Origin of the sequence: Photobacterium rosenbergii (genome assembly GCF_033022775.1) — a bacterium.
Taxonomy (GTDB): domain Bacteria; phylum Pseudomonadota; class Gammaproteobacteria; order Enterobacterales; family Vibrionaceae; genus Photobacterium; species Photobacterium rosenbergii_A.
On sequence record NZ_JAWJZI010000001.1, the window covers coordinates 760,754 to 772,876 of the forward strand.

Consider the following 12,123-nt stretch of genomic DNA (forward strand, 5'->3'; position numbering starts at 1 on the left):
GCAAAGCAGAATATGTCACTCTATCGCCAGTTGTTTTTGGGGTTGAGCCTGCTGTTCTTGTTGTTGCTGGCAGGCATTGCCTTCAGCCAATTCACAACGACCCGAAGTTATTTGGTTGAACAGCAAACCATCGAAATAAATAACGCTATCCATGCCGTTGGCCTGGCGATCTCCCCTTACTTGGAGCAAGACGATATTGTCGCCATCGAATCGGTGATCAATGCCATGTTCGATGGCAGCCTGTACCAGACAGTCACGCTGGAATTACTAGAGGACAATACCGTTATTGAGCGTGCTTATCCCTCCCAGCCCAGCGATGTCCCGCATTGGTTTCAACAATGGGTCTCGATCCCCACGGTTACCCGGCAAAACACTTTGACCAGTGGCTGGCTCCAGTATGGCAAGATAACGGTGACCAGTTATCCAACACTCGCTTACAGCAAGCTTTGGCAAAGTAGCTGGCAGCTGTTAACCACCTTCATTATCGGCTTTGTGATTGGCATACTGGCCTTGAAACTCCTGCTGGATCATTTTGTCAAAAAGCCACTCAACCAGTTCCAACAAAAAGCCAACGATATTGCCGAAAAACACTTTGGTCAGCCACTGCCAACACCACCAGCTAAAGAGTTTATCCCGCTCACCCACGCCTTCAACCAGATGTCAGCCAAAATCGAACAGCATTTTAACCAACAAGCTCAAGAGGCCGATCTGCTGCGCAAGCGCGCCTACCAGGACCCAGAGTCTGGCCTCAATAACCGCAAGCGGCTACTTCTCCACATGGAAGATTGGCTGGAGCAAGATTCGTCTGGCGCTTTGGTGATCATCAAGTTAGAAGCCATCAGCCATTTAAGAAGGAAAAAACACTTCAAGAAAGCCGCCCTGCTGGCAGAAAAAGTCGGCCAGCACCTCAGTAGTACAGCTGCTGCCCAGCAAAAGCTCGGCCGGCTGAGCCATAGTGAATTTGTCATTATTCAACCTGAGCACAGCAGTGTGAATAACCCAGAACAAGATCGCAGCGCCATATTGAACCTCATGGATCAGCTCGGCCATATTCAGGCCAGTAACTCGCCTGAGAGCCTCCAGCCTATTTTGGGCAGTATCATCATCAAACATACCCAAAGTTCATTGAGCCTCTCTGAATTACTGGCGCAATGTGACAATGTCCTATCCAAAGCCCAGCACAGCCCTCAGCGATTCGCCGCCGTTCACCACCAGAATGGCTTACAGCAAGCGCAGGCTTTGCCAGCCGAAGCGGGGCAACACATTACACACCACAGTTCACTGCAAGAGATGCACCAGCCCGAACACTTGTTGTGGGGCAAGCAGCAGTGGTTCGAACTGTGTCAAACCGCGATTAAAAACGACAATATTACCCTGTCGTTCCAAACTGCAAGAGACAGCCAGCATCACCCACTTCACCAAGAAGTCTTTGCTGTGCTCAAACACCACGAGCAGTGCTATTCTGCCCACCTGTTTATTCCAGCCCTCAATGCTCTTAAACAGACTGAGGCGCTGGATCGCCATATGATCCAGAAAGCTGTCCATTACCTGTCACTGCACCAGACTTTTCTGGCCATTAACATCGCCCCGACATCCATCGCCGATACGGGATTTATCCAATGGTTAGACAGCTTCCTTGCCGAGCACCCCGTTATCAGCCAGCAGCTGATATTCGAACTGCCAGAAATCGCGTTTCTTGAAGACGGAGCTCAAACCCGTTTGTTCTGTCTCGTGCTCGACAAACACCACTTTACCTATGGTATCGATCATTTCGGCCACCACTTTGATTCTGTTGGCTATTTACGCCAATTCAGTCCCCTGTATGTAAAAATCGATACCGATTTCACCCGCCATCCAACGGATGATGCCCAGCAAGATGCGCTACGTGCCCTTATCCAGACAGCCCATCATCGCAATATCAAAACGATTGCCACGCGGGTAGAACACCAGCCTCAATACCAAGCATTGAAGGAGTTAGGCATTGTTGGCTTCCAAGGCCACTACATCACCGTTCAGAAGGAGGCAAACCATGGCAGACCCACTTCTTAACGCCTTGCATTACCTTTGTCACCATTACGGCCAGCCCCGATCAGTGAACTGCCTGCTGGAGGGCCTCCCTTTGCAAGATGGCCTGCTCTCCCCACATTTGCTACCTCGGGCGGCTCACAATGCCGGTTTCCAAGCCGAGGAAGCAAGACTCAGCCTGCCCCAGCTTTCCCCATTATTGCTGCCAGTAATTGCCTTGCTTGATAGCAACCGGGCCTGTGTACTGCTTGATATCGATCAGGAAAAGCAACGGGCAGAAGTCGCCCATCCCTGCCAGCAAAGCTATGATCCAAGAGAAAGCAATGCCTCAGAAAAAAGCGATGCCCCAGAAAAAAGCTGGATGAGTTTTGATGAGCTGGAGCAGCAATTTCTCAACCGCGTATTTTTACTGAAAATGCCGTTTCAGTTCGATGCCCGGGCTGAAACGGCCGCTGACTGTGATAACGCGAACACAGCCCAAGTAAAACCAACGAACAGTGCTACGTCTCCCCAAACCACATCTCACTCCAGCCAAGCCTGGTTCTGGCAAACACTATGGCAATCCAAGCCCCTGTACCGCGATGTTCTTATCGCCTCGGCTTTGCTCAATGTTTTTGCCTTGGCCATTCCGCTATTCACCCGGCTGATCTACGACAAGGTGGTGCCCAACCAAGCATTCGATACCCTTTGGGTACTGACCAGCGGCATCGTGGTCATATTTGGCTTTGACTTCCTGCTCAAATACCTGCGCAGCTACTTCATCGATATAGCCAGTAAAAAATCGGATATCCTGCTATCAGCGGCAATCTACCGCAAAGTAATGGGCTTGAAACTCGCTGCCCGCCCCCCTTCCGTCGGCGCCTTTACCCGCCACTTGCAAGAGTTCGAGTCGGTCAGGGAATTCTTTACCTCCGCCACCATCACCGCGTTGATAGATTTACCCTTTGCCCTGCTCTTTTTACTAGTGATCTACACCATTGCAGCACCGGTAGTTGTCATTCCCATTGCCGCCATTATTATCCTTGCGATTTACAGCATGCTGATACAACGACCTTTGCAAAAAGCCATTGAAGAAGGCTCGCAACTCGCGGCGCAAAAGCATGCAAACTTGGTCGAGAGTGTGGCCGGGCTGGAAACGGTCAAACTATTCAATAGCCAGCCCCAATACCAGTATCGCTGGGAACAAGCCGTTGCCCACATGGCTAACTGGGGCGTCAAGTCGCGCAGGCTGACTGACTCGGTCCATAATCTGGCAAGCCTCACCCAGCAATGTGTCTCTGTGGGGGTGATTATCTATGGGGTTTACCTTATTGCCGCAGGCGCGTTGAGCGTCGGGGGCTTGATCGCCGTATCTATGCTCACTAGCCGGGCTATCGGGCCCATGGTCCAGCTGTCACAGCTATCGACCCGTTACCACCAGGCTAAGTCTGCCATTGCTATCTTAAGCGATATCATGGCGATGCCCGATGAAACCCGGCCGCAGCAAACGACCGAGCACGCCAAACCGCTGAGTGGCGATATTCAATGCGACAACCTAACCTTCACCTACCCGCATGCCGAAACACCTGCTTTGCAATCTGTTTCTTTGACGATCAAGCCCGGCGAGAAAGTCGCAGTCATTGGAAAAATTGGCTCGGGTAAAACCACCCTGCAGCGGTTATTAATGGGACTGTACCAGCCAAGTTCAGGGGCAATCCGCTTTGACAACACCGACATCAACCAATTTCACCCCCATTCGCTGCGCCAGCAGGTAGGCTGCGTCCCTCAGGACAACGCGCTATTTTTTGGTTCAATACGTGACAACATTACCCTCGGTTCGCCACAAGCCAGTGATGAGGATATCGATAAAGCCTGCCGACACGCAGGCGTCAACCTGTTTACCCAACACGAACCATCTGGCTTAAACCGCCAGGTCGGCGAGGGAGGCCAATACCTTTCAGGCGGGCAGAGGCAAGCTGTCACCATCGCCCGGGCTATGCTCAACCAGCCTAAGGTACTGGTGTTTGATGAACCCACCAGCCAAATGGATAGCCAGTTGGAGCGGCACATCAAGCGCACGCTTAAATCATTCGATAAGCAGCACACGCTGATCCTCTTTACCCACAAAACCAGCATGCTCGAGTGTGTAGACCGCTTGATCGTGCTAGATAAGGGCCATGTCGTGGCTGATGGGGAAAAAGACACTGTCTTGCAAAAACTTAGAAACGGGAGCGGCTAACATGCCTCTATCCAATAGCTGCCTATACTGGCTGGGAAATGATTACCCAGAGCCCAAATACTTTGAAAATATCGGCCTAGTTAGCTGTGCAGAAGACATTCCCGATATATGGGGAGGGATTTTATGTATCAATATTGACGATCCCAAGCAGCAGCATCAAGTATTGCGTTCTATGTTCAGCCAACCCAAATTCTGGTCATGGACTGTATATGTCATTCATTCTGATCACTATTCGGCGTGTCTATGCGATGGGACCTTCGATGAGCATACTGCCTATAATAATTGGCTTGATATCAACCAGCGTATTCAGAAACTCTCCAGCATCGATCAAATAGAGCCGCTAACAGGCTGGTTAGGTATCCTCAGGTCTCGACGGGTTATCCCATTCAAAAAGCTTAATTTTTTAGGTATTTACCAGTATCCGATTGTTGATGCTTTCTATCCGGAGCTTTACTCGACCTATCGCTTTGTCTTCACTGAAAGCAAACGGGATATGTTGGAGCCTGAAGCATTGATCGACCGTATAAGAGTCTGCAAACACTGCAATAGTGGCCACCTTAACTATGTCGAAGTCTGCCCTAACTGCAAAAGTATTGATATTGATGTGCAATCCTCTTTGCACTGCTTCACTTGCGGCCATGTGGGCGACCAACAGCTATTCCTGCGCCGCGGGAAGCTAGAATGTCCCAACTGCCTAACCCAACTCCGTCATATCGGGGTCGACTATGACCGCCCTTTAGAAACTCACCGCTGTAATTCTTGCTCCCATCGGTTTGTCGAGCCCGACACAATTAGCCACTGCTTAAACTGTGAAAAGCAATCAGAAACAGCAGAGCTAGTGATCCAGAAAATATACCGATACAAGCTAGGCCAACTGGGTGAATACGTCTACCAGCACGGCAAGTTATTACAGGCGCCGGAGTTATCAATTAAGGGAAAAGTCGATGCAGGGTATTTTGAAAACATCCTCACCTGGCTCAACAAAGTCGCACTCCGACACGGTGAAGAACACCTATTATTAGCAATGCACCTGCCGGGACTTGAGGCGTACAGTAACCGCTACGGCGACAACAAAATGTTCGCACTGCTCGATCAAATTACCTTCCGCCTAAACGGCCTGTTTCGCGATACCGACATCTGCTGCCAATACAAACAAGATGTTCTGCTGGTGTTGATGCCCAAGACCCCGATGGCCAATCTCTCGGTGTTACAAAATAAAATCAAGCAGCTCAGTGAACTGATTGAGGAGGACGAGTTCGTTATGCATGTCTCTGCCCTAAAGATTCCCGATACAGCGGTTAACGAAGGCGCAGCGGCCTGGCTGGCCAATGCAATAAGAGATATTTATGCTACAAGATAGTTTCGCCGTTCTGGGATACCTCTACCTGATGGTCATCCACAACCATGAGCTCTGGTTGCTATTGTTCCCAATGCTACTGCTGTTCGAACTACCGTTATACCTCCTCGTTCTCACGGGGATATTCCGCTGGTCATATCCAACTCCAATCCCGCCTTTAAAGCACTACCCTAGCCTCAGTTTTATCGTGACCTGCTATAGCGAGGGAGATGACATAGCGATCACCATAGATACCCTTGTCGAGCAACTCTATCCCGGGCAAATCGAGATCTTGGTGATTATCGATGGCGCCAGCCAAAATAAAGAGACTTACCTTGCGGCACTGCGCAGCAAGCACAAGTACCGGGCGATAAAGCAAAGGGAGATTATCGTTATACCAAAATGGCAACGTGGTGGCCGGGTATCAAGCTGTAACGCTGGGCTGGCAATTGCTAAGGGGGAGGTGGTATTTAGCCTCGATGGCGACTCATCCTTCGACAACGACATGGCGCTAGAAATGGCGAAGCACTTTAAGAACCCCAACACCATAGCATGTGGCGGCGCCTTGCGGGTTCGGAACCATCGCACCAACATTATCACCCGGATGCAATCCATCGAATATATGCTATCCATGCAGGCAGGAAAAACAGGCATGGCCAACTGGGGCGTGCTCAATAATATTTCCGGCGCGTTTGGAGCGTTCAAAACTGGCATCGTCAAGCAAGCAGGTGGATGGGATACCCATACCGCAGAAGATCTCGATATCACCATTCGGCTTAAGCAGTATAAAATGCGCTACCGCAATCATCAGATTGACTTTGCACCGCATGCCGTAGGCCATACCGATGTGCCAGATACTCTCAAAGGCCTGGTGATGCAGCGGCTCCGTTGGGATGGCGACTTGCTGTTTTTGTTTTTCCGCAAACACCGACAAAGTTTAACCCCCGCATTACTCGGTTGGGGAAACTTTGTCTTCATGCTGGTATATGGTGTGGTACAAAACATCCTATTACCACTAGTTGTAGCTGGTTACACGGCGTTTATTGTCATCAAATACCCGCTTAGCATCGTGGCCGCTTTGACGATGATGCTCTACTCCGCCTACCTATTCTTCTCTTTGCTGTTATTTACTGTCTACTATTTCCTAATCTCTGAAAGAAAAGAGGATTGGAGATCTGTTGTTTGGCTGCCACTTTATCCCGTTTACCAGTACTTCATGCGCTTGGTAACAGCTTTTGCAATGATCAATGAAGTGATTCGTCGCAGTCATGAAGAATCAAGCATGGCACCTTGGTGGGTGTTGAGAAGAGGTAAGAAATTCTAGGCCATGAAAGTAAAATTTCACCTCAACAAACAGCACAATCCTCGCTCCGAAGATGGTATGAGAGTGATGTACGGCCCAGCCAAGCGAGGAGGATACCGAGTCCGCTGGTACTTGATACTGGCCTTGGTAGTCAGCCCCTTGCTTGCAATGGCTTACTATCTCTACCGCACAGAGTTTCTGGTCATTGCGCCAGCCATAATCACCTCCTATCCCGTCACAATTACATCGACCGAAAAAGCCATCGTCGCCCCGCTTCCCACTGATGTGGGCAAATCGGTAGCAAAGGGCCAAGCGGTTCTATTGCTCAAAGATGACATGCTTGATGCAGAAACACGCTTTATTGAGCAGGAATTACTTAAACTCTCTCCCCCTGCCATAGAAATAAGTCCAATTTATAGGGACGCCATTGCCCAATCAGAGCAAAACTTACAGAAATTCGAGCTGATTAAGCGCAACTACGATACATTTCGAAAGCAAGGCCATGTCTCAGATGTCGATTATGCTTCAATTATTAGTATCAATAACACACTGAATAACCAGCTAAATAATCAAAAACTGGCATATATAGAGGCACAAAGGCACTTAAGCGAAATGGCTCTGGCAGGTCCTGTGAGCCAAGCCCACCGAGCCTTGATGCAGGAGCTAGTCATCAAACGTTCACAGCAAGATAACCTAACGGTACGAAGTCCATTCGACGGTCGAGTTATCGAAATCCATGTGCTAGAAGGTGAGCGTATTGATGTTAACCGCCCATTAATTACCGTTGCGAAAAACAATTCCCCTGAGGTCATTGCCTATCTCAACCCGAAATACATCAAATACGGGCAAATTGGGACTAAAGCCAAGGTCAGCTTCCCTGATGGTGCCAGCTTTGCTGCCACAGTTAGCAAGCCGTTGGAGATGGTCAACAAACTTCCCCAGCAGTTACTCAGTCCGTTCGAAGGCCAACCGGCCTACCTTCGCATAACACTTCAATTTGATATGGCCTTGGAACAAAAATACTGGATTGAAGGAATGGCGGTGAAAGTACAGTTTTAATCATTTCTTAAGGGTTAAGAAATACAGTTGTAATCTAACATCGGTAGCTTTCGCTTCCAGTTTATTGAAATAGATAGGGAAATTACCGTGAAATCCTCACCACTCATTGCAGCTGTCATTGTTGCAGTATCCTCGGCCAGCCACGCTTTCGACTTGCAGCAACCTTCTAACAACAATACCGATAACTTGGTCTGGACTGGTCACCTGAGCCCTGATACCGACACCGTCATGTCAGCAATGCTAGCAGCCCACATCTACGGTGGTACAGCAACGGTACCTGAGAAAATCAACCCTGAGTCTGAGTTTGTCCTAAATTTTTGTAACGCCGAGTCACCTCGCATTGAATCTGACTACAGCCAGTTCCAAGTTGGCCTTGTCGATTTCAACCAGACGACTCAGCTAGCACCGACCATTGACCAAGGCTCTATCGTGGCGGTTATCGACCACCACGCTATCGGCGGCTCACCAATCAACACCTCGCAGATTGTGGCCATGGACATCCGAGGCTGGGGATCGGCAGCCACTATCCTGGCGGACAACGCCGAGAAGCTGGATGTCACTTTGCCAAAACACCTCGCCTGTGTTGGTTTGGGTGCTATCCTGTCGGATACCGTGGTCTTCCAGTCTGCGACGACGACCGATTATGACAAACACTACGCCGAGAAACTGGCTGGTATTGCGGGCATCAGCGATCTCGAAGATTTTGGCCAGCAAATGCTGATTGCCAAATCGGATTTGAGCCACCTTTCCGCCGATACCATTTTGACCATGGACTACAAGAACTTTGAGTACGGCGGCAAGAAAGTCGGTATTGGTGTGGCAGAAACCCTGACAGCCCAGCAACTGATTGATCGCAAAGAAGAGCTTCTGGCTGCGATGAAAGCCTACAAGCAGGCCAACAACCTAGACCACCTATTCTTCTCGATCACCGACACCAAAGACAAAAAAGCCAACCTGCTTTGGGTGGATGACAGTGACTTGAAAGTGATCAAAACAGCCTTCGAGCATACCCCGGCCACAGATATACTAACGCTAGAGGGCATCACCTCACGCAAGCGCCAGATTGGCCCTGCCATCCAAAATGCGGTTGAGAGTTTGTAAAACAGGCGATGGGCGAGCCAGATTGTTTGCAAGAGCCTGACCATGTCTAAATCTTGCTCTTTGCTCTACCTCTAGCCTCTGGCCAGATACGAAAAAGCCTCGTCGTTTGACGAGGCTTTCGAATGTGGCGGAGTGCTCTGGGTATGGCGGATTTGATTCAAATCCCTTACTCGGAACATAGCGCACCACAAAAAAGCCGCTGATTTCTCAGCGGCTTTTTCAGAATGTGGTGGAGCGCTCTGGGTATGGCGGATTTGATTCAAATCCCTTACTCGGAACATTGCGCATACGAAAAAGGCCTTGTCTTGCGACAAGGCCTTCGAATGTGGCGGAGAGATAGGGATTTGAAAGCTATATCCGCAAGATTAAAGCGCTTATTTTACAGTGACTTACGATTTTTATTCAAAAGCCGAATTTGCCAATTGTCGTGTACATCTTAAACTCACTGTAGAAAAAAACAATGATGAATCCAACACGGCAGCAATTCAGAATCATAATCGGGAGCAGTCCCTTGGGTTTATCACTGAAACACAATTTTTTCCCAATAATTCCAATCTAAATTTAGGTTATCCATTTCTTCTTGAGTCCAACGAACTTCAAGATCACTTACATTTAATACAAGCGTTTTGTCATTTGATTTTCTTAAATCAAGATTATTCCTACCATCGCGCAAAATCATTTCATCATACATCTGGCAGCCGCGACATCTACAATCTTGCGAAGTACACCTGTCATTCAAAAGAAGAGTCACATCATTTACAAAATCACGGAACAAATGAGTGTACATTCCTTCATCATTATCGATAGTGAACAAAAGAGAAAACTTTTCGACACTCTCCAAATCATTTGCTTCGCTGCGAGTCTTTATTTCTTCTAAATCTTCAACAATTGAACCTCGCACAAGGCTTGCTTTATGGTCAAAGAAAGGGTCGACGACCACTTTGAGGTTGTTGTCAGTAGCCCAAAACATAAACTTATCAAAGCATGGATCTGTTTCAATGATATCTAACCTATAAGAACCTAGAGTAAAGTCAACCTTGCTCCAGTTCTCAATATAATGCTTTAGCTCGGTAGGGTTAGTAATAAGAAAAATCAAATTGTTGAATGTTATATATTCACCTGTAACTATATTGGTGAAGGCTACCAATGGGGCATAGAAGTTGTTTAACTTGTTGTATTCCATTGCAATGCCTCTGGTAAATTTTGCTACAGAGAATGACTCACACTCAACTAAATCTAGAAGCTTAGATGATAACCTGTGAGCCTCCAATTGCGTTCCAAAAACTTCACCATTGGTCGACAAACATAGAGGATTATTACCCTTTATTGAGTCAAGGCGCCAATTTTCTAGCCTGTCGCAAATGTCTTGTGCCACCCCTAAGTTGTATCTCTGAACTTTTCCTCGCTCTAGACAATACTGAATAGTCTCATCTTTCATTTTAACTTTGATACAATATGCGCCATTTGGATCTCCCAAAGGATTTGAGTTCCAAAAGACATTCTTTACTGGTTGATTTACAGTCTCTCTCAAACCACCCCACAAGCCTTGACTTCTATCTAGTAGCGAAATCCATTTATTAAAGTCAAAATTGCTAAATTCAGGAGCTTGCTCTACCTCACCATTTCCAGTTTTCCCCAAAACCCTGTCAGAAACGCGCAAACACTCTACATGGATATTACCCGCATCAAATGGAATTCCCTCTTCTTGAACTTCTATCAGCATTGCAGGGAAAGAAAGCCCATTTTCACAATGAATGCACTTGGTTGCATTTTGATTTTCCAGAACATGCCGCCTGATTTTTTCTGAGTAAGCTTTAGCTATAGCAGAGTTATCATACTCTCCACTATCGTCACAGTTAATTGGTATTAACAACAGATTGTCAGCAAACTCAGGTTTTTCCTCAAGAAATCGTTCCGCTCCCTTATATGTTGAAAATCGTCCATAAATTTCAAACGTAGACCCATTACTCAACTTGATAGAATTGTCGTTAAACTCAACTCTAAAATTTCCTTGTTCATCAAATCTTTTCAATTCTACCAATTGGAAGCTATGCTCTGGGTAAGGGCTTTTCATTAAGACTAACTCCCTTCCAGAGCATATAATATCGTTATCAGCATCAAACCTAACTTTGAAGTAGTTATCTAAGTAACTAGCTTTTTGTTCAAATTCTTTGAGCTTAAATTTACTTAGTAACTCACTTACCCCCTTACAATCGACGGACTGACGGCTTTTAGACCAGTCTAATGCTTGAGCTATAACCATGTTCCATATCAAACCAGATTCTACATTAAATTTGTTAGTCAAAGACTCAACAAAAGATTTCTCATGGATACCACCTCGTTCAACATCCAATATTACGATGTGGATTTTACTAACAAGCCTATCAATATCATTTTGAGTCACACTACCAAAGCCGTTCTTCTCATAAGACTTCTGGATACATCGTTTTAATTTTTCATAAACAGCTTGTTCAGGCTTGCTGAGTGGGTTGTGTTCTAAAGCGTTTCTGCTCAAACGTGTAGAGTTAGTTATTTTTCTTAAATGCTTGCTTATTGACTTCGACGTTTCGTTTGATGTGATGATTATGTAGGAATCTCTCTCATTTTGAGAAGCTCGGGACTGCTTCACAAATTGATCTATTGTCTTACAAAATTCTGAACCATCTTTATCTGACAGAGCCAACTTTCTTTTAGCCTGTAGATATGACTTTGAGTTTTCGTGGGTTAGTACTATGTCGTCTACACTATCATCAGTTTCAAAGGCGACCTTTAAAATCTTTTCCTTATTTCGCTTATCTAACGAACTCGAACAATCCATATCGAGCCCCATTTGCAGTACAAAGTATGCTGAGACTCTTTGCTGATAATCTGAACCAGCATTTGTAGCCGCTCCACCGCCGTTGTTTGTCAAACAAGACCTCCTTCATAAGATAAATTTCAATGCTCAAAAATGCACGTTTTCAAACGATTAAAACAGAATGTATAAACTTAAACTCCACTTGCATGAATTTTTGACGGGGCGTTACTTTATGCTGAGTTAACTTGCTAAAAGAGTTGCAAACCTCGTTATGGGTAATGATT

The 12,123-nt window shown here is 46.9% G+C and carries 7 protein-coding genes; 6 read left to right on the top strand and 1 reads right to left on the bottom strand.

What is annotated here, in order from left to right; translation table 11 throughout:
- Positions 1–12 precede the first annotated feature (12 nt).
- From R2X38_RS03465 to R2X38_RS03490, 6 genes are all read left to right on the top strand, one after another.
- A complete protein-coding gene (locus R2X38_RS03465; protein ID WP_317520699.1) occupies positions 13–2,049 on the top strand; it encodes an EAL domain-containing protein in 2,037 nt (678 codons plus the stop codon).
- Entirely contained in the window at positions 2,030–4,243 is a 2,214-nt protein-coding gene (locus R2X38_RS03470; protein ID WP_317520700.1) for a type I secretion system permease/ATPase, read from the top strand. The genes R2X38_RS03465 and R2X38_RS03470 overlap by 20 nt, the downstream gene beginning before the upstream one ends.
- A 1-nt stretch (position 4,244) precedes the next feature.
- Positions 4,245–5,603 carry a diguanylate cyclase domain-containing protein gene (locus tag R2X38_RS03475; protein WP_317520701.1) on the top strand — a complete coding sequence of 453 codons (1,359 nt, stop codon included), beginning with the start codon at positions 4,245–4,247 and terminating at the stop codon, positions 5,601–5,603.
- Complete coding sequence (locus tag R2X38_RS03480) at positions 5,590–6,903, top strand: glycosyltransferase (RefSeq protein ID WP_317520702.1); 1,314 nt, start codon at positions 5,590–5,592, stop codon at positions 6,901–6,903. Before R2X38_RS03475 ends, R2X38_RS03480 begins: the two co-directional genes overlap by 14 nt.
- Before the next feature lie 3 nt (positions 6,904–6,906).
- The gene (locus tag R2X38_RS03485; protein WP_317520703.1) at positions 6,907–7,941 is read left to right on the top strand and encodes an HlyD family secretion protein; all 1,035 of its coding nucleotides are present in this window, start codon (positions 6,907–6,909) and stop codon (positions 7,939–7,941) included.
- An 87-nt stretch (positions 7,942–8,028) separates the two neighbouring features.
- A complete protein-coding gene (locus R2X38_RS03490) occupies positions 8,029–9,042 on the top strand; it encodes a manganese-dependent inorganic pyrophosphatase (protein ID WP_317520704.1) in 1,014 nt (337 codons plus the stop codon).
- Positions 9,043–9,562: 520 nt separating this feature from the next.
- On the opposite strand, the gene R2X38_RS03495 is transcribed toward R2X38_RS03490, so the two are convergent.
- Entirely contained in the window at positions 9,563–11,953 is a 2,391-nt protein-coding gene (locus R2X38_RS03495; RefSeq protein WP_317520705.1) for a hypothetical protein, read from the bottom strand.
- Positions 11,954–12,123 lie beyond the last annotated feature (170 nt).

Excerpts from the sequence above, each read along its gene's own strand:
- R2X38_RS03465 (WP_317520699.1), top strand. The coding sequence starts at position 13 with ATGTCACTCTATCGCCAGTTGTTTTTGGGGTTGAGCCTGCTGTTCTTG.
- R2X38_RS03470 (WP_317520700.1), top strand. The coding sequence starts at position 2,030 with ATGGCAGACCCACTTCTTAACGCCTTGCATTACCTTTGTCACCATTAC.
- R2X38_RS03475 (WP_317520701.1), top strand. The coding sequence starts at position 4,245 with ATGCCTCTATCCAATAGCTGCCTATACTGGCTGGGAAATGATTACCCA.
- R2X38_RS03480 (WP_317520702.1), top strand. The coding sequence starts at position 5,590 with ATGCTACAAGATAGTTTCGCCGTTCTGGGATACCTCTACCTGATGGTC.
- R2X38_RS03485 (WP_317520703.1), top strand. The coding sequence starts at position 6,907 with ATGAAAGTAAAATTTCACCTCAACAAACAGCACAATCCTCGCTCCGAA.